Consider the following 15,672-nt stretch of genomic DNA (forward strand, 5'->3'; position numbering starts at 1 on the left):
GGATTCAGTCTTTTGGCCAGCCCGCAGCCTTGTAGATCGTCCAGACGAGACCTTGGCCGAGATCTTTTTTCGGATGCGGCAACGGGATTATGGCGCCCGTTTTCGGATTTCGAAAGACATGGTGCGATCCGGTCACGCGGACCAACACCCAACCTTCCTTTTCCAAGCGGCGTTTTATGTCGCGGCTGTTGGTGAGCATAAGGCGCCTGCTTTATCGCGCGGGGCCGCGAGGGACCGGTTCACCCCTCCCCGCCCTCTCTGACGCCCAGCTCATAGGCCATCCACAGCGCGACCGCGGCGAGCGCGAGATCGGCGAGCGTCACGGGCCAATAGGGCATCACCTCGGCGACGCGCGGCTGCAGCCAGCGCATGGCGCCCGCCACCAGCGCCGCGAGGGGAAGCAGGCCGGCGAGCGCGATCGGCGCCGGCCGGCCCAGCGCGCGCAGGCGCTTGGCCGAGAGATTGACGAAGCTCACGGCGATCAGAAAAATCGCCAGCGCATAGACCACGAGATAGGCGTAAGCCGCGACCGTCTGCCAGACGAAGAAAGGATCCTTCGTCAGATCATGGTCCGTGTAAGGGAAGACCGCCAGCCACAGCAGCGTCATCGGGACGAGGATCGCCAGCAGGCCGGCGACGCCGAAGCGCCAGCCGGCGCGGTCGAGGCGTCCCTCCTCCTTTCGGTAGAGGAAGCTCAGGCGCTCGCGCGAAGGCAGAGGCATCAGTCCCTCAACAGCTCGTTGATCGCCGTCTTGCCGCGCGTCTGCGCGTCCACCGTCTTGACGATGACTGCGCAATAGAGCGACGGGCCGGCCGAGCCGTCCGGCAGCGGCTTGCCCGGCAGATTGCCCGAGACGACGACCGAATAGGGCGGCACATAGCCGATATGGATCTTACCGGTGGCGCGGTCGATCACCTTGGTCGAGGCGCCGATGAAGACGCCCATGGAAATGACCGATCCCTGGCCGACGACGACGCCCTCGACGATCTCCGAGCGGGCGCCGATGAAACAATCGTCCTCGATGATCGTCGGGCCGGCCTGCAGCGGCTCCAGCACTCCGCCAATGCCGACGCCGCCAGAAAGATGCACATTCTTGCCGATCTGCGCGCAGGAGCCGACGGTCGCCCAAGTGTCGACCATCGTCCCGGCGTCCACAAAGGCGCCGAGATTGACGAAAGAAGGCATCAGGATCACGCCCGGCGCGACATAGGCCGAATGGCGCACGATCGCCCCCGGCACCGAGCGGAAGCCCGCCGCCTTGTGCTCGGCCGCGCTCCAGCCGGCGAATTTGGAGGGGACCTTATCCCACCAGGTCGCGCCGCCCGGCCCGCCCTCGATGACGCTCATGTCGTTGAGGCGGAAGGAGAGCAGAACAGCCTTCTTCAGCCATTGATCGACCTTCCAGGAGGAAGGTCCGGTCTCGCCCGAAATCTTGTGGGCGACGCGCAGCTTGCCGGCGTCGAGCAGACGCAGCGCGCTCTCGACCGCGTGGCGAATGTCGCCTTGCGTGGAGGAGTCGATATTGGCCCTGTCCTCGAAGGCGGCGGTGATGATGTTTTCGAGACCTGTGTGCGGCATGAAAGGCGCGAGCTCCCCCTGGATCGGGTCAAGGGTTTGTCGCGCGGCGGCCCGACTGTCAATGTCGCTGCGCCGCGCCCGGGGCAATCGGATGAACGAGACGAGGCGCCGGAAAAGGCGTTTCCACCTCGCCCTCGAGGGGGGAGGTCGAGGCCGAAGGCGCTCGGGAGGGGGTGATTCCCCGAGTCTCGAGCGTCGAACCCCACCCCGTCCGGCCATAGGGCGTTCTGAAAGAACGCCCGTCGCAAGCGCCGGGCTATGACCGGCCGACTCTCCGCCTGAAGGGGAGGATGGAACGCCCTCTTTCCCACCGCCGCGCCGGGCCGGCGCGCCGCTTCACGCCGCGTTTCTGCGTAGCACACACAATAACTTACCCAATGCGCGCGACGGCCGCGCGGCGTCAGTCGTCCTCGCGGGGGGCGGCGGCCACCACCAGCCCTTCCTGGAACCAGCCGGTGAGCATTTGCGCGAGGCGCTCGGCCGAGCCCTCCTCGGCGTCGCGAAACGCCGCCATCTGGCAGATGTCGCCGAAGGCGTGGCCCTCCATCGCCAGCGACAGGGCGAGAAATTCGCCCGCCTCCAATTCGCAATGCACGGGATCGAGATCGGCGCGCCATACTGCGACATGGCCCCTTCCCTCGCCGCGCGGCGGCGGCTCCTGCCGCTCCACCGCCGCCTCATGCGTCGCGATCGTGCCGGTCTCGAGCTCCAGCAATATGAGGCTCGGATGAAATCGGAAGGAAAGCCGCGGCCATTGGTCGGGCGCGAAGGCGCCGAGCGCGTCGATCGCCAGCGGCTCGGCGTCCGGCGCGTCGAAAGCGTCGGTGAGCGCGCGCTCGAAGGAGGCGAGGTCGATCGCCCGCGCATCGTCCCGCCACTGCGCGCTCTCGCGCAGGAAATCCGGCAGGCGCGTCGTGTACCAGCGGGCGTTGCGCTCGCGCGAGGGCTGCGCCTCTATATAGGCGGCGGCGAGATCGTCGAAGGCGTCTTCGCCGATGAGCGCGCGCAAAGCGGGGAAATCCGCCGCCAGAAATTCCGCGAGCCGGGCGCGATAGGCGTTCACATAGACGCCGAAGAGGGTGGTGCGGTCGGCCTGGGCCGAATTCTTGACCGATTCGAGGATGCGCGCGCCATCCTCCGCGCCCGCCAGCACGCCGGCCTGGAACATGGCCTGCAGATCGGCGAGCCTCATGCGGCGCTCCGCGCGTTTTCGGCGTCTATGCGCGCGGCGATCTCGCGCATATGGCCGAGCTCGGCGAGCAATTCGTCGAAGGGCGGAAAATTGTCGTCGCGCTCGATCATCGTCGAGACGGCGCCGAAGCGCCGCCGCGCCCGTTCATAGAGCGCCCAGACCTCGTCGCAGACCGGCTGGTCATGCGTGTCGATGCGATGCGTGCCATTGTCGGTGTGGCCGGCCATATGGAACTGCGCCACGCGATCAGGATCGATGGCGTCGATGAATTGATTGGCGTCGAAGCCATGATTGAAGCTCGAGACGAAGACATTGTTGACGTCGAGCAGCAGCAGGCAGTCGGCGCGGCGCGCCAGCTCGTTGACGAAGGCCCATTCGCTCATCTCGGATTCGCGAAAGGCGACGTAAGTGGAGGCGTTCTCGACGACGAGCCTGCGGCCGAGGAAATCCTGCACGCGCATCACGCGCTCGGCGACATGGGCGAGCGCCTCTCGCGTATAGGGAATGGGCAGGAGATCATGCAGCGTGACGCCATGCACGCCGGTCCAGGCGAGATGGTCGGAGACCCAGGCCGGCTCGATGCGCTCGGCCAGCGCCTTCAGACCGCGCAGATAGTCGAAATCGAGCGGATCGGTCGAGGCGAGCGACATTGCGACGCCATGCATGACGATCGGATAATCGGCGCGCACGCGCTCGAGCATGGCGGTCGGCCGGCCGCCGCCGGTCATGTAGTTTTCCGAGATGATCTCGAACCAGTCGACGGCGGGGCGCGTCGAGAGGATTTCATCGTAATAGATCGGCCTCAGGCCGAGGCCGTGTCCCAACGGGGCGGGTCTGCTCATCTTGTCGCGCTCCACCTGTCCTTCGCGTCGCCCCCGCCGCGAGATCGATCGCGCCGGTCACGACGCGATCGACGGCTTCCTTCGATCCGCCTAGGGAAAGACCCTAGGCTTTTGTTTTGACGCGTTTCCGGACGCCGAACCGGCGCCCGCTCGGGCTGGAAACGCTCTAACGGCCGGCGCAGGAACCCTTGGCGCTGCAGGACGCCTTGTGGCTCTTATGGTGCTTGCACACGCCCTTCTTGGTCATGCATTTCATCTTACCGCCGCATTGGCCTTTTTCCATATTGCAAGCATGTTTGGAATGCTTGGCGGCGGCCTGCGTCGAAACGCCGCCCGCGAGCGCCAGCGCGATCGCCGTCGCGGCGATGGTCGAGCCCGAAATGATCTTGTTTTTCATTTTTCTTCTCCCATCTGCGCCCGCCGTCCGGGGGACGAAAGGCGCGATTTGGGCCTCCCCAGGCCCAGCGCGACCATAGCACTCGCGGAATGATTTGAAAGACGAGCGTGCGGCCGCGCTCGAGCATAGTCCTGAAAAGGCGACCCGTTTTTCGGAAAAGAGCATGCGAACTCAAGTCGCTCGAGAGCGCAGCCGGGCGATGAGGCTCGACGTGTCCCAGCGCCGGCCTCCCATGCGCTCCACCTCCGCATAAAACTGGTCGACGAGTGCGGCGACCGGCAGGCTCGCGCCATTGCGGCGGGCCTCGGCGAAGCAGATGGCCAGATCCTTGCGCATCCATTCGACGGCGAAGCCGAAATCGAACTCGCCGGCGAGCATCGTCTCGTGGCGGTTCTCCATCTGCCAGGATTGCGCCGCGCCATTCTTGATGAGATCGACGACCGCCGCCCCGTCGAGCCCGGCCCGCGTCGCGAAATCCAGCGCCTCGGCGAGGCCCTGGACGAGGCCGGCGATGCAAATCTGATTGACCATTTTGGTGAGCTGGCCGGCGCCGGGCGGCCCCATCAGCCGGCAGGCGCGCGCGTAAGCCGCGACGACCGGCTCGATGCGGACGAAATCCGCCGCCTCGCCGCCGCACATCACTGTGAGCGCGCCATTCTCGGCGCCGGACTGGCCGCCGGAGACCGGCGCGTCGACGAAGCCGAAGCCTTGCTCCTTCGCGCGCGCATGGAGCTCGCGCGCGACCTCGGCCGAGGCGGTGGTGTGATCGACGAAGACCGCGCCCGGCTTCAGCCCGCGAAAGGCGCCCTCCTCGCCGATCGTCACCTGGCGCAGATCGTCGTCATTGCCGACGCAGGCGAAGACGAAATCCGCGCCTTCCGCCGCGAGGCGCGGCGTCGGCGCCGTCTTTGCGGAAAATCGCGCGGCGAAACGCGCGGCCTTCTCGGCGGTGCGATTATAGACGACGACCTCATGCCCGCCGCGCGTGACGAGATGGCCGGCCATCGGATAGCCCATCACGCCCAATCCGATGAAGGCGACAGTGAGATCGGAAGCGCTCATGCTCTTTGTTCCTTTGCCGGTGATCGCGTGGGCGAGCCTAGAGCGTTTCCAGCCGAAGCGGATGCCGGTTCGGCGTCCGGAAACGCGTCAAAACAAAAGACCCTAGCGAATGTCGAAATCGAAATATCTGCTGCGGATCGTCCGATAGGTCCCGTCCGCGACGATCGCGTCGAGCGCCGCGTCGAGCGCGCTCTTCAGCGCCGTGTCGCCCTTGCGCAGGCCATAGCCGAAGCCGCCGCCGAAATAGGCCGGGTCCTGCGGCAGATCGGCGACGACGCGGCAGCAGCGCCCTTCCTTGCGCTCGCGCAGAAAATCGAGCGCTGTGAGCTTGTCCTCGGCGACGACGTCGACGCGGCCTTCGGCGAGATCGAGCATGGCCGCTTCGAGCGTGGCGTAGCGCTGGATCTCGCTCTCCTTGAATTTGTCTTCCGCATAGGCCTGCTGCGGCCCGTCGGCGACGACGCCGATGCGCGCGCCCTGCAGCGCCTTCGGCTCGGCGCTGGCGAGCGGCGATTGCCGCTGGGCGACCAGCGCGGAAAGCGTATGCGCATAAGGCTTGGAGAAGTCGATTTTGCGCAGCCGCTCCTCGTCGATCTCCATGGCGGAGACGATGAGACTATATTGCCGGTTCTCGAGGCCGGAGACCAGGCTCTCCCAATCCTGCGTGACGAAGACGCAGTCGGCCTCGATGCGCCGGCAGATTTCGCGCGTCAGATCGATCTCGAAGCCGGCGAGCTGATTATTGGCGTCGAGATAGTTGAAGGGCGGGCGCGCGCCCTCGCTGGCGACGCGCAGGCGCAAGGGCTCGGCGGCCGCCGGAGCGAGAAGGAGGGCGAAGGCCGCCGCGGCGGGAGCGAGGCGCCGGATCATCCTCCGGTCGTGCTCATATGCCGCGCGACCGCCGGCGCTCGCGTCGCGCGATCGATGACGAAATCATGCCCCTTGGGCTTGCGGGCGATCGCCTCGTCTATGGCGGCGTTGAGAGCTGCGTCGCTCGGATCGGCGCGCAGCGGCGCGCGCAGATCGGCGGCGTCCTCCTGGCCGAGGCACATGAACAGCGTGCCGGTGCATGTCACGCGCACGCGATTGCAGGATTCGCAGAAATTATGCGAGAGCGGCGTGATGAAGCCGACGCGCCCGCCGGTCTCGGCGATTCGCATATAGCGGGCCGGGCCGCCGCTGCGATAGTCGATCTCCTCGAGCGTGAAGCGCTCCGCGAGCCGCTCGCGCACATGGGCGAGCGGGATATATTGATCGATGCGCTCGCCGCCGTCGAGCTCGCCGAGCGGCATGACCTCGATGAAGGTCATGTCCATGCCGCGCTCATGGGCGAAGCGGGTCAGCGCGACGAATTCGTCCTCGTTCACGCCCTTCAGCGCCACGGCGTTCAGCTTCACGGAAAGACCCGCCCGCAGCGCCGCCTCGACGCCGGCGAGCACGCGCGCATGGTCGCCGGTGCGCGTCAATTGTCGGAAACGCTCCGCATCGAGCGTGTCGAGCGAGACATTGACGCGCTTGACGCCGCAACCGGCGAGCGCCTGCGCGAAGCGATCGAGCTGCGAGCCATTGGTGGTGAGCGTCAGCTCTTCGAGCCGGCCGGAGAGGAGATGGCGCGAGAGGCGCTCGAACAGCGAGAGGATATCGCGCCGCATCAAGGGCTCGCCGCCGGTGATGCGCAGCTTGCGCGCGCCCCGCTCGATGAAGGCCGAGCAGAGCCGATCCAGCTCCTCGAGCGTCAGCAGGTCGCGACGGGGCAAAAATTGCATGTGCTCAGACATGCAGTAGACGCAGCGGAAATCGCAACGATCCGTCACCGAGACGCGCAGGTAGGAGACGGCCCGTCCGAACGGGTCGACGAGCGGCGCGGGGGCGGTCGGATCGAAGGCGATTTTCGGATGCGGATTCATACAGTCGACCGTCTGCGGCGTCTCGTCCGGCGTATAGGGTCCCTTATAGGGTTCAGCCTATATATTGACGGAACGGCCGCGCGTGAAGCCCCCGACCAGCGTCCGATCCTATTCGATCGGAAACTGGTCCGGCTTTTCGTCTAGAGCGAATTCTGGTCGCTCGAACGACACCGTTCGAGCGGAAAGCGCTCTCGAGGGCAGGCGGGGCGACGAGCGGATCGGGAGAGGGACATGGCTGACGCCGATATTTGGCCGAGCGAGCTACGCCTCATGGACGAGGGGCGCAAGCTCAGGGTGAGCTTCGAGAATGGGACGAGCTATGATCTTTCGGCCGAGCATCTGAGGGTGCGCAGCCCCTCGGCCGAAGTGCAGGGCCATTCGCCGGAGGAGCGCAAGACGGTGGGCGGCAAGCGCAACGTGGCCATCATCGGCGTGGCGCCGGTCGGCCATTACGCCGTGCGGCTCGATTTCGACGATCTGCACAATACGGGCATCTATACCTGGGCCTATCTGCACGAGCTCGGCGCCGGCGGCGCGGCGGATTTCGCCGCCTATGAGCAGGAGCTCGCGGAAAAGGGCCTCGACCGCGATCATCCGGGCGAGCGTTGAAAAAGCGCGCCGGGCCTGCGCCCGGCGCGCGATCTCGACGACGACGATGTGGATCAGCGCGTCACGATGACCCGCGCGCCCACGCGCACGCGCTCGTAGAGGTCGACGACATCCTCATTGGTCATGCGAATGCAGCCGGAAGAAACGGCCTGGCCGATGGTCTCGGGCTCGTTGGAGCCGTGAATGCGGTAGAGCGAGCCGCCGAGATACATGGCGCGCGCGCCGAGCGGATTGGCGAGCCCGCCCTGCATGTGCCGAGGCAGATCGGGACGGCGGCGGAGCATTTGCGGCGGCGGCGTCCAGTCCGGCCATTCGCGCTTGCTGGAGACATAGCGCGTGCCCGTCCATTCGAAGCCCGGCCGGCCGACGCCGACGCCATAGCGGATCGCCTGATTATTGCCGAGCACGTAATAGAGCCGGCGTTCATTGGTGGAGACGATGATGGTGCCGGGCGAATAGCCGCCGGGATAGGACACGATCTCGCGGGCGACTGCTGTCGCCTGCGGCCGGCCCTCGGCCATCTGTCCGCGCGGACTCAAATCGAACAATCCGGCCAAGCCCCCTGTTTCGTACGCAGACCCGGCCGAGCAACTCATAAATAAAATGCACAGAGCAACTGCGATACGCCGCATGAGCTTCCCCCCATTCGCCTAAAGTGACGACAATCCTCCAGCCGCGGTCGCCGGAGCGGCCGCGGGACGAGGCCGGATGTTGCGTCCGGCGCCGTTTCTTCGCACGCCTTCGCTCGATGCGAAAGCGCGCGGAATGATCTTAAAAATTTCGATGCGTCGCGTTGCGTGTCGCGCTTGTCGGTCCGTCGGCGCGCCGGCCCGCGGCGCGCCTCGGCCGATGTTTCGAGGCTCAGCGGCCGCCGCGGCGGCGGCGCTGCTGACCGAGGCCCATTTGCTTGGCGAGCGTGGAGCGCGCCTTGGCGTAATTGGGCGCGACCATCGGATAATCGGCCGCGAGACCCCATTTCTCGCGATACTCTTCCGGCGACAGACCGTATTGCGTGCGCAAATGGCGCTTGAGCGACTTGAATTTCTTGCCGTCTTCCAGGCAGACGATGTAATCGTTGGTCACCGACTTGCGCACCGAGACGGCGGGCTTCGGCGCTTCGACCGGCTCGGCGACCACGCCGGAGCCGACACGCATGAGCGCGCCATAGACTTCATTGATGAGGCCCGGGAGATCGCCGGCAGGCACCGAGTTATTGCTCACATAGGCGGAAACGATGTCGGCCGCGAGTTCGATGTTGTTCGTCGATGTCATCTCTATCACTCTTCACTTTCTCGTTTCGGCGCCGGTAATCCTGACGGGGCGTCGCGGCCGGAGAGGCGAAGCTCGGCATACTCGGGAAGCGAGCAAGTCTGCGCCGTATCGACCGCAAAGACATTGCCGTGTATACATCAATGCTCTACCCCCCGCAACTAATTCCTAACGATGTTCCACTAAATCTGGGCATAAATATTTGCTGCGACTGCTACGTAGAACTACGGGCGGCAATCGAGCGGCCGCAGACGCTCAGATTTGACTTGAGCGGCTCGGGGCCTGCCGAACCCATGAAAGGAACCGGCGGCTCTTCCGCAGAAAAGCGGACCCGATTCATGTCCAGAGAGGAAGTCGAACGCCGCGCTCCGACGGAGATTACACTCGATCAACCGCCGGTGGATTCTTCGAACTCCACCTCGGCCCTCAGATTGTCCAGATCGCGGCCGATCGTCGCCACGGCCATTCTGCGATCGTGACAGAAATAGGTGACGACGCAGTCCCTATTCTGGAGACTGCCGGCGATCTCGATGCGATCCCAGGCGCGGGCGTGCCCGACATAGGAAATCGTCATGTCGTAATGGCGGCTCCAGAAGAAAGGCGCCGCCTCGAAACGCTCCTTGGCGTCGAGCATGTTGCGCGCCGCCGTCTGGCCCTGCCGCTCGGCGGTGACGAAATGCTCGATCCGGATCTTCTCGCCGCTGCGGCGATCCGGCCAGCGCGCGATGTCGCCCACGGCGAAGACGCCGGGCGCGCTGGTTTCGAGATACTCGTCGACGAGCACGCCGCGATCGATCGCAAGGCCGGCCTCTTCGGCGAGCGTCACGACCGGGCGAACGCCGATTCCGACGACGACGAGATCGGCTCCGATCTTCGTTCCGCTCGCGAGCGCGACATGATCCTCTCCGATCGAGGCGACGCTCTCGCCGAGATGGAAGACGACGCCCCGCGCTTCATGAACCACGCGCACGAGCCGTCCGACCTCTTCCCCGAGCGTTTTCTGCATGGGCGTCGCATCCGGCGCGACGACATGGATGTCGAGTCCGCGCTCGCGTAGCGCGGCCGCCGCCTCGAGGCCGATGAAGCTCGCTCCGATCACCGCGACGCGCGAGGCGCCCGCCGCCGCGGCGATGATCGCGCGACTGTCGGCGAGATTGCGCAGATAATGCACATGCGGCCGGTCGGCGCCCGGAATTTGCAGCCGAACCGGCTCCGCGCCCGTCGCGAGCAGGAGGGCGTCGTAGCGCAGCGGCTCGCCATGTTCGAGGCAGACGAGGCGAGCGTTGGGATCGATCGCGCGGGCGCGCGTCGCGAGCAGCAGCTCTATCCGGCGATCCTCGTAATAGCCGCGCGGGCGCAGCGGCAGCCATTCGTCCGGCGCGGAGCCCGCGAGATAGTCCTTCGACAGATTCGGCCGGTCATAAGGCGCCTCGGCGTCGGCTGTCAGGATCGTGAGCGAACCTGTATAGCCATCGTCCCGGAGCTCATGGGCGGCGGCGAGACCGGCCGGCCCGCCGCCAACGATCACAACGCGTCCGAGCCGCGGCGGGACGGGCGGGCGCTCGCGCTCGGCCGGCTCATCGATCTTCTCCATCGCGAACACATGACCGCCGCGCCTCTCGACGCGCCAGCAGGGAATGGGATCGAGCGCCGGCGCGCGCAAGGCCCTTCCGTCGCGCAGGCCGAAGCAGGCGTGATGCCAGGGGCAGCGGATCGTGTCGGCGACGACGAGGCCTTCCGCGAGCGGGCCCTGGTAATGGGTGCAGAGCGCGCCGACGATGAAGAATTCGCCGCCGCGGCGAATGAGCAGCGCCGGCTCCCTGCCCACGCGGCCGGAAACGACCGCGCCGTCCGCCACATCGGCGACAGCGACGCCGAGCGAGAAATCGGGCCCTCCGGCCGCCTCTGCGCCCTCGCCCATTTTCGCCTCGAAGGATGCGCCACGAGTTCCGCGCCTTCCGGCGCGGATAATGAGCGAAATATAGAGACCTGCGCTTCCCCGACAAGATCACGGCGGGCGAAACCTATCCCGCGCAACCCCGCAAGCCGCGCAAATGCCGCGCGACGATCGTCTCCGCCTCCTCGAGATCGGCGAAAAGCGCGCCTTCGAGGGAAGACAGCGCCGTCGAGGCGCCGCAAAACCGCTTGCATTCGCCTTCGGTCACGAGCAGGCCGACGGCGATGTGATCGACGAATACGAAATCGATATTGCTCGTCATGCGCTATCCTCGAGAGCCATCGGAGCGAATCCGAGTTCAATGCTAGGAGCGCCGTTCCATAAGTCAACAAGATTAGTGGAATATTGGAGGCCGTGACAGTGGGAGACCGCCCGCTATATGGCGCAACGAGCCATGAGCCCTGGCGTGAGATTCGAGGACCCGGCCATGGATGGAACCCTGATCCTGCGGTTGTTGTTTCTGCTGATCGTCGCCAATGGCGCGCCGATCATCGGCAAGCGGGCGCTGGGCGCGGCCTTCGCCCCCCCGATCGACGGCGGCGCGCGCTTTTTCGACGGAAGGCCGCTGTTCGGCGCGACGAAGACATGGCGCGGGCTGGCCCTCGCCGTGCTCGCGGCCGCGATCTGCGCGCCGCTGGTCGGACTGCCCGCTTCGCTCGGCGCGCGCCTCGGAGCCTTCGCGATGGCGGGCGATCTCTTCTCGAGCTTCGTCAAGCGGCGGCTCGGCCTGGCGGAGAGCAGCCGCGCGCCGGGCCTCGATCAGATACCGGAGGCGCTCGTCCCGCTTCTCGCCATCGCCTCTTCGGCGGCGCTCGGCGCGGCGGAGATCGTCGTCGTCACGGCCTTGTTCTTTTTCGGCTCGCAGGCGCTCTCGCGCCTCATGTTCGACCTGCGCGTGCGCGAGCGCCCGTTCTGACGCCGCGCCGAGCGGCGGCGTCAGGCGGTCCGCAGGCGATGCAGCGTGATCTCCGGCGGGCAGTTGAAGCGCACGGGCAGCACGGAGGAGCCGGCGCCGACCGACGTGTAGCCCTGCATGTCGTGATATCGCCACGCGCCGGCGCCGAAGGCGCGCGGCAGCACCGAATCGAGCGTGAGCGCGACGCCGCCCGGCAGGCAGATCTGTCCGCCATGGGTGTGGCCGGCGAGCAGCGCGTCGAAGCCCGCATGGGCCGCCTGACGATAAATCTCCGGCGTGTGCGACAAAAGAATGGAGAATTCGCCGTTGGGAATCCCCTCTCCGGCTTTCTCTATATTGTCGACGCGAAAGTAATGCGCATCGTCGATGCCGGCGACATGAATGCGCGCGCCCGCGCGGACGATCGTCTCCCGCTCGTTGAGCAACACGCGCATTCCCATCTGCTCGAGCCGCGGCGCCATCAAAATCGTGTCGTGATTGCCGAGCACGGCGAGGATCGGCGCGCGGATCGCCTCGCGCAGCTCCGCCATTGCGGCGAGCGTCGCCTCATACGGCCCATGCGTCGCGCCGCGATAATCGCCGGTCAGCACGCAGAGGTCACACGAAATATCGTCGACGAGCGTCCGCACGCGCGCCATCGCCTTGGGACACATATCGGCGTGCAGATCGCTCAAATGCAAAATGGCGAAGCCGTCGAAGGCATGCGGCAGCTTCGCGCTGACGAGGCTGTTCTCGCGCAGCACGACCTTCTCGGCGTTGGCGAGGCCGCGGCGGTAGAGTCCGACGGCGGTCAGCGCCGCGCGGACGAGCAGCGGCGAGGCCGCGAGATTCTCCGGATGGAAGAAATTGAGGCCCTGGCCGAAGACCTGCGCCTCATGGTCGCGCTCTATGCCGAGCCTTTGGCGCGCATGCAGCCGCCCGAGCCGCGCCTCCAGCGCTCGCATGATATCGTCCTCGTCGATCGGCTCGTTCGTCACGTCGCAGCGCTCCGCCCATGATCGAATATAAACGGCTGCGACAATTTGCCTATGCATCTTCGCGTCTTAAGAAAACGCTTGCGCTTTCAATCGCTTTTTCCGCAAGTTCGGCTCGCGTCGAAACACCCGGACGGCGGTCTTGCGCCAATCGCGCCCGATTGCTTTTTCCTTCGGCCCTCCTACGTCACAGGCGTCGTGCGAGCGCGACGACGCGCCGGCGCGCGCAGCGCCGGACGCCCCAATGCGGATATAGGAGGCGGAAATGGCGGAAGCGCAGACCCGAGTTCCTGTGAAAGAGTCGAAGGAGACGCTGCCGAGCAACGGCCTGTTCGATTGGCATCCTCTGGAGATATTGCGGCGGCAGATCGACCGCTTGTTCGAGGACGCGCCCTTCCCGAAAGGGACGACGCCCGATCTCGAGCCCTTCGGTCGCTTCGGCATCGGCTGGGCGGCGACGCCGGCCGTCGACCTCGTGGAGAAGGACAAGGAATATCAGATCACCGCCGAGCTTCCCGGTCTCGACGAGAAGAATGTCGAGGTGAAGCTCTCCAACGGCTCGCTCATCATCAGCGGCGAGAAGAAGGAGCAGCGCGAGGAGAAGGACAAGGGCTATTTCCTCTCCGAACGCCGCTACGGCTCGTTCCGTCGCGCCTTCCGCGTGCCGGAGAATGTCGAAGCCGACAAGATCGACGCGAGTTTCGCCAAAGGCGTGCTCACTGTGCGCCTGCCGAAATCGGCGACGGCGCAAAAGGCCGAGAAGAACATCGACATCAAGGCCGCATGAGCCGGCTCTAACGAGCTTCCTCTCCCGCCGCGCGCGGGAGAGGGCGCGAAACGGGCTTGCAAAGAAATGACGGGCCGATTTCGCCTCGCGACATTCAACATAGAGAATTTGGACTGGTCGCCCCGGACCCAGCAGGAATTCGAGCGGCGTCTCGCCGTATTGCGTCCGCAGCTCGCCGCGCTCGACGCCGACATTCTCTGCCTGCAGGAAGTGGACGCGCAGCGAGAGGCGGCCCATGCGCCGCGCCGCTTCGTCGCGCTCGACCGCCTCGTCGAGGGCGCCGCCTTCGAGCGATTTTTCCGCGCGACGACCGTGCGTCCGGGCGGCGACGCGCCGGCGGACATCCACAATCTCGCGATCCTCTCGCGCTGGCCGATCCTCGAGCGGCGCCAGCTCCATCACGACATCGTCGCGCCCTGGCGCTGGACGCCGCCCGCCGAGAAAGGCGTATCCGGGCGAGCGGTCGAGGTCGTCTTCGACCGCCCCATTCTCTACGCGCGCATCGCGCTTCCCGAAGGCGCGCCGCTGCATGTGCTCGATCTGCATCTGCGCGCGCCGCGCGCCGTGCCGCTGCCGGGCGAGCCGCATCCCAATTCGAGCCGCGCCTTTGCGGAAGGCCAATGGCTCGCCGCCCAAAAGCGCGAGGGACAGGCGCTCGAGGCGCGGCTCTTCGTGGAGCGGCTCTTCGACGAGGAGAGCGAGCCGCTGATCGCGGTCTGCGGCGATTTCAATTGCGACGCCTATGATGCGCCGGCGCGCATTCTATGGGGCGCGGATGAGCAAGACGCGCTCGCGCCGCGCCGCCTCGTCGCGCTCGGAAGCCGCGTCGAGGAGCGCGCCCGCTTCACCGTGATCCACGCCGGCAGACATACGCTCGTCGATCAGATATTGGCGTCGGCCGCGCTCGCGGCGCGATGCGAGGCGGTCGCGATCATGAACGAAGGCCTCGCCGACGAGGCGACGGCGCCGGACCCGATCCTCGGCTCCCTGCACGCGCCGCTCGTCGCGAGCTTTCGCTTCTGATACATTCGGCCGTCATCGCGAGCGAAGCGAAGCGATCCTTCAGTCGTGGGGCGGCCCCTGGATCGCGTCGTCGCTTGCTCCGCGCGATGACGACCCTGCGGAAAGCGAAGCGATCACGACTATTGCCGATCGTCCTCGAAGCCCTCGCAGCTCTCGTCGAATTCGTCGAGCCCCGCCTCGAGATAGCTCGCGAGCAGGGGAATGCCGATGAGATATTTCGACGTCGGCCCCTTGCGCCGCTCCTTCGCCTGAATGACGGCGGAATCCCAATCATCGGCGGTAAAATCGCCGCGCCCGACCCAGACGAGCGCCACCAGCTCGGCCTGCTCGTCGTCATCCATCGCCTCGATGAACTCGACCAGCTCGCGGCGATTGGGCGACCAGCCTTCTTCCGTGAGCACGCTCACGAATTTGTCGTCCGAGGGATTGGAGGCGTCGGGCTGCGCCCCCTCGTCCTCGGATTCGAGCTCTCGCGCTTTGACGATGACGAAACAAACCTTGTCCGTATTGATCTCCGGCATGGCTCATGTCCTCGAGAAGTGATCGACATCATATGGGGGGGAGACGCGCTCGATCACCCTCACCCCCGCGGCGCGCATCTGCGCGCGCGCGCGCTCTCCGCCCTCGAGCGTGACAGGACGCGTCGCCGCGCGGAGCACATGCGTCTCGAAGCCGAGCCGCGCGGCGTCGATCGCGCTCTCCTTCACGCAGAAATCCTCGGCGAGGCCGACGACGAAGATGCGATCTATGGCGCGACGGCGCAGCTCCTCGGCGAGACTCGTGCCGTCGAAATCGGAATATTGCTCGCGCTCCGGCCGCTTGGCCTTGGAGACGAAGAGCGCGCCGGGCGGCAGGCGAAGGTCCGGGTGCAGCTCCGCGCCCTTCGTCCCGCGCACGCAATGCTGCGGCCACTCGCCGCCCTGCGCGACGAAGCTGATATGGTCCGGCGGATGCCAGTCCCGCGAGACGACGATCTGCGTTCCGGATCTCTGCGCTTCGTCGACGAGGCCGTTGACGATGGGCAGGATCTCTTCCGCCAGCGGCACCGCGAGCTTACCGCCCGAAAAAAAGTCGAGCTGCAGATCGACGATCAGCAATGCGTCGGTCGGGCGCAGCCCTATCTTCTTTCCCGCCATCGCGACCCTCTCCTGCGAAGCC

20 protein-coding genes are annotated in these 15,672 nt (G+C 66.2%); 4 read left to right on the top strand and 16 right to left on the bottom strand.

Annotated elements, in window-relative coordinates; all coding sequences use genetic code 11:
• Positions 1 to 4 precede the first annotated feature (4 nt).
• The 9 genes from Mspo_RS02155 to moaA all read right to left on the bottom strand — a co-directional run bounded on the left by Mspo_RS02155 (position 5) and on the right by moaA (position 6,979).
• The gene (locus Mspo_RS02155) at positions 5 to 199 is read right to left on the bottom strand and encodes a type II toxin-antitoxin system HicA family toxin (protein ID WP_159726358.1); all 195 of its coding nucleotides are present in this window, start codon (positions 197 to 199) and stop codon (positions 5 to 7) included.
• 40 nt (positions 200 to 239) lie between these two features.
• Positions 240 to 722 carry a hypothetical protein gene (locus tag Mspo_RS02160; protein ID WP_159726360.1) on the bottom strand — a complete coding sequence of 161 codons (483 nt, stop codon included), beginning with the start codon at positions 720 to 722 and terminating at the stop codon, positions 240 to 242.
• Entirely contained in the window at positions 722 to 1,579 is an 858-nt protein-coding gene (gene dapD / locus Mspo_RS02165) for a 2,3,4,5-tetrahydropyridine-2,6-dicarboxylate N-succinyltransferase (RefSeq protein ID WP_159726362.1), read from the bottom strand. Before dapD ends, Mspo_RS02160 begins: the two co-directional genes overlap by 1 nt.
• Before the next feature lie 400 nt (positions 1,580 to 1,979).
• The gene (locus Mspo_RS02170; protein WP_159726364.1) at positions 1,980 to 2,771 is read right to left on the bottom strand and encodes a DNA-binding domain-containing protein; all 792 of its coding nucleotides are present in this window, start codon (positions 2,769 to 2,771) and stop codon (positions 1,980 to 1,982) included.
• Positions 2,768 to 3,613: a DUF692 domain-containing protein gene (locus Mspo_RS02175; RefSeq protein ID WP_159726366.1), complete on the bottom strand. Its 846-nt coding sequence runs from the start codon at positions 3,611 to 3,613 to the stop codon at positions 2,768 to 2,770. The genes Mspo_RS02170 and Mspo_RS02175 overlap by 4 nt, the downstream gene beginning before the upstream one ends.
• A gap of 166 nt (positions 3,614 to 3,779) precedes the next feature.
• Positions 3,780 to 4,010, bottom strand: a complete 231-nt coding sequence (locus Mspo_RS02180; protein ID WP_159726368.1) for a hypothetical protein — start codon at positions 4,008 to 4,010, stop codon at positions 3,780 to 3,782.
• A 171-nt stretch (positions 4,011 to 4,181) separates the two neighbouring features.
• A complete protein-coding gene (locus Mspo_RS02185; RefSeq protein ID WP_159726370.1) occupies positions 4,182 to 5,072 on the bottom strand; it encodes an NAD(P)-dependent oxidoreductase in 891 nt (296 codons plus the stop codon).
• A 102-nt stretch (positions 5,073 to 5,174) separates the two neighbouring features.
• Positions 5,175 to 5,942, bottom strand: coding sequence for a transporter substrate-binding domain-containing protein (locus Mspo_RS02190; RefSeq protein WP_159726372.1), 768 nt, complete (start codon positions 5,940 to 5,942; stop codon positions 5,175 to 5,177).
• Positions 5,939 to 6,979 carry a GTP 3',8-cyclase MoaA gene (moaA, locus tag Mspo_RS02195; RefSeq protein ID WP_159726374.1) on the bottom strand — a complete coding sequence of 347 codons (1,041 nt, stop codon included), beginning with the start codon at positions 6,977 to 6,979 and terminating at the stop codon, positions 5,939 to 5,941. Before moaA ends, Mspo_RS02190 begins: the two co-directional genes overlap by 4 nt.
• A 231-nt stretch (positions 6,980 to 7,210) precedes the next feature.
• Between moaA and Mspo_RS02200 the strand changes: the two genes are divergently transcribed.
• Positions 7,211 to 7,588, top strand: a complete 378-nt coding sequence (locus Mspo_RS02200) for a gamma-butyrobetaine hydroxylase-like domain-containing protein (RefSeq protein WP_159726376.1) — start codon at positions 7,211 to 7,213, stop codon at positions 7,586 to 7,588.
• Positions 7,589 to 7,641: 53 nt separating this feature from the next.
• On the opposite strand, the gene Mspo_RS02205 is transcribed toward Mspo_RS02200, so the two are convergent.
• From Mspo_RS02205 to Mspo_RS02220, 4 genes are all read right to left on the bottom strand, one after another.
• Positions 7,642 to 8,184 carry a L,D-transpeptidase gene (locus Mspo_RS02205; RefSeq protein ID WP_244613055.1) on the bottom strand — a complete coding sequence of 181 codons (543 nt, stop codon included), beginning with the start codon at positions 8,182 to 8,184 and terminating at the stop codon, positions 7,642 to 7,644.
• Between the two features lie 265 nt (positions 8,185 to 8,449).
• On the bottom strand, positions 8,450 to 8,860 hold the full coding sequence (locus tag Mspo_RS02210; protein WP_159726378.1) for a MucR family transcriptional regulator: 411 nt from the start codon (positions 8,858 to 8,860) through the stop codon (positions 8,450 to 8,452).
• A 385-nt stretch (positions 8,861 to 9,245) separates the two neighbouring features.
• On the bottom strand, positions 9,246 to 10,778 hold the full coding sequence (locus Mspo_RS02215) for an FAD-dependent oxidoreductase (protein WP_159726380.1): 1,533 nt from the start codon (positions 10,776 to 10,778) through the stop codon (positions 9,246 to 9,248).
• Positions 10,779 to 10,881: 103 nt separating this feature from the next.
• Positions 10,882 to 11,076 carry a hypothetical protein gene (locus Mspo_RS02220; RefSeq protein WP_159726382.1) on the bottom strand — a complete coding sequence of 65 codons (195 nt, stop codon included), beginning with the start codon at positions 11,074 to 11,076 and terminating at the stop codon, positions 10,882 to 10,884.
• A 165-nt stretch (positions 11,077 to 11,241) separates the two neighbouring features.
• Between Mspo_RS02220 and Mspo_RS02225 the strand changes: the two genes are divergently transcribed.
• Positions 11,242 to 11,730: a CDP-archaeol synthase gene (locus Mspo_RS02225; protein ID WP_159726384.1), complete on the top strand. Its 489-nt coding sequence runs from the start codon at positions 11,242 to 11,244 to the stop codon at positions 11,728 to 11,730.
• Positions 11,731 to 11,750: 20 nt separating this feature from the next.
• On the opposite strand, the gene Mspo_RS02230 is transcribed toward Mspo_RS02225, so the two are convergent.
• Positions 11,751 to 12,674, bottom strand: a complete 924-nt coding sequence (locus Mspo_RS02230) for a metallophosphoesterase (protein WP_159726576.1) — start codon at positions 12,672 to 12,674, stop codon at positions 11,751 to 11,753.
• A gap of 295 nt (positions 12,675 to 12,969) precedes the next feature.
• Here Mspo_RS02230 and Mspo_RS02235 point away from each other — a divergent pair, with 295 nt between their 5' ends.
• Together Mspo_RS02235 and Mspo_RS02240 are read left to right on the top strand one after the other, a co-directional pair.
• Positions 12,970 to 13,491 carry an Hsp20/alpha crystallin family protein gene (locus tag Mspo_RS02235; protein ID WP_159726386.1) on the top strand — a complete coding sequence of 174 codons (522 nt, stop codon included), beginning with the start codon at positions 12,970 to 12,972 and terminating at the stop codon, positions 13,489 to 13,491.
• Between the two features lie 66 nt (positions 13,492 to 13,557).
• Positions 13,558 to 14,514: an endonuclease/exonuclease/phosphatase family protein gene (locus Mspo_RS02240; protein ID WP_159726388.1), complete on the top strand. Its 957-nt coding sequence runs from the start codon at positions 13,558 to 13,560 to the stop codon at positions 14,512 to 14,514.
• A gap of 119 nt (positions 14,515 to 14,633) precedes the next feature.
• Here Mspo_RS02240 and Mspo_RS02245 read toward each other — a convergent pair whose 3' ends face one another.
• Together Mspo_RS02245 and Mspo_RS02250 are read right to left on the bottom strand one after the other, a co-directional pair.
• The gene (locus tag Mspo_RS02245) at positions 14,634 to 15,035 is read right to left on the bottom strand and encodes a DUF3775 domain-containing protein (protein ID WP_159726390.1); all 402 of its coding nucleotides are present in this window, start codon (positions 15,033 to 15,035) and stop codon (positions 14,634 to 14,636) included.
• Positions 15,036 to 15,038: 3 nt separating this feature from the next.
• The gene (locus tag Mspo_RS02250; protein WP_159726392.1) at positions 15,039 to 15,650 is read right to left on the bottom strand and encodes a nicotinamidase; all 612 of its coding nucleotides are present in this window, start codon (positions 15,648 to 15,650) and stop codon (positions 15,039 to 15,041) included.
• Positions 15,651 to 15,672: the final 22 nt, after the last annotated feature.

It is taken from the genome of Methylosinus sp. Ce-a6 (assembly GCF_009811655.1).
Classification (GTDB): domain Bacteria; phylum Pseudomonadota; class Alphaproteobacteria; order Rhizobiales; family Beijerinckiaceae; genus Methylosinus.

Excerpts from the sequence above, each read along its gene's own strand:
- Mspo_RS02200 (WP_159726376.1), top strand. The coding sequence starts at position 7,211 with ATGGCTGACGCCGATATTTGGCCGAGCGAGCTACGCCTCATGGACGAG.
- Mspo_RS02155 (WP_159726358.1), bottom strand. The coding sequence starts at position 199 with ATGCTCACCAACAGCCGCGACATAAAACGCCGCTTGGAAAAGGAAGGT.
- Mspo_RS02185 (WP_159726370.1), bottom strand. The coding sequence starts at position 5,072 with ATGAGCGCTTCCGATCTCACTGTCGCCTTCATCGGATTGGGCGTGATG.
- Mspo_RS02220 (WP_159726382.1), bottom strand. The coding sequence starts at position 11,076 with ATGACGAGCAATATCGATTTCGTATTCGTCGATCACATCGCCGTCGGC.
- dapD (WP_159726362.1), bottom strand. The coding sequence starts at position 1,579 with ATGCCGCACACAGGTCTCGAAAACATCATCACCGCCGCCTTCGAGGAC.
- Mspo_RS02240 (WP_159726388.1), top strand. The coding sequence starts at position 13,558 with ATGACGGGCCGATTTCGCCTCGCGACATTCAACATAGAGAATTTGGAC.
- Mspo_RS02225 (WP_159726384.1), top strand. The coding sequence starts at position 11,242 with ATGGATGGAACCCTGATCCTGCGGTTGTTGTTTCTGCTGATCGTCGCC.
- Mspo_RS02210 (WP_159726378.1), bottom strand. The coding sequence starts at position 8,860 with ATGACATCGACGAACAACATCGAACTCGCGGCCGACATCGTTTCCGCC.
- Mspo_RS02250 (WP_159726392.1), bottom strand. The coding sequence starts at position 15,650 with ATGGCGGGAAAGAAGATAGGGCTGCGCCCGACCGACGCATTGCTGATC.
- Mspo_RS02215 (WP_159726380.1), bottom strand. The coding sequence starts at position 10,778 with ATGGGCGAGGGCGCAGAGGCGGCCGGAGGGCCCGATTTCTCGCTCGGC.
- Mspo_RS02180 (WP_159726368.1), bottom strand. The coding sequence starts at position 4,010 with ATGAAAAACAAGATCATTTCGGGCTCGACCATCGCCGCGACGGCGATC.
- Mspo_RS02175 (WP_159726366.1), bottom strand. The coding sequence starts at position 3,613 with ATGAGCAGACCCGCCCCGTTGGGACACGGCCTCGGCCTGAGGCCGATC.
- Mspo_RS02230 (WP_159726576.1), bottom strand. The coding sequence starts at position 12,674 with ATGCGAGCGCTGGAGGCGCGGCTCGGGCGGCTGCATGCGCGCCAAAGG.
- Mspo_RS02160 (WP_159726360.1), bottom strand. The coding sequence starts at position 722 with ATGCCTCTGCCTTCGCGCGAGCGCCTGAGCTTCCTCTACCGAAAGGAG.
- moaA (WP_159726374.1), bottom strand. The coding sequence starts at position 6,979 with ATGAATCCGCATCCGAAAATCGCCTTCGATCCGACCGCCCCCGCGCCG.
- Mspo_RS02190 (WP_159726372.1), bottom strand. The coding sequence starts at position 5,942 with ATGATCCGGCGCCTCGCTCCCGCCGCGGCGGCCTTCGCCCTCCTTCTC.
- Mspo_RS02235 (WP_159726386.1), top strand. The coding sequence starts at position 12,970 with ATGGCGGAAGCGCAGACCCGAGTTCCTGTGAAAGAGTCGAAGGAGACG.
- Mspo_RS02245 (WP_159726390.1), bottom strand. The coding sequence starts at position 15,035 with ATGCCGGAGATCAATACGGACAAGGTTTGTTTCGTCATCGTCAAAGCG.
- Mspo_RS02170 (WP_159726364.1), bottom strand. The coding sequence starts at position 2,771 with ATGAGGCTCGCCGATCTGCAGGCCATGTTCCAGGCCGGCGTGCTGGCG.
- Mspo_RS02205 (WP_244613055.1), bottom strand. The coding sequence starts at position 8,184 with ATGAGTTGCTCGGCCGGGTCTGCGTACGAAACAGGGGGCTTGGCCGGA.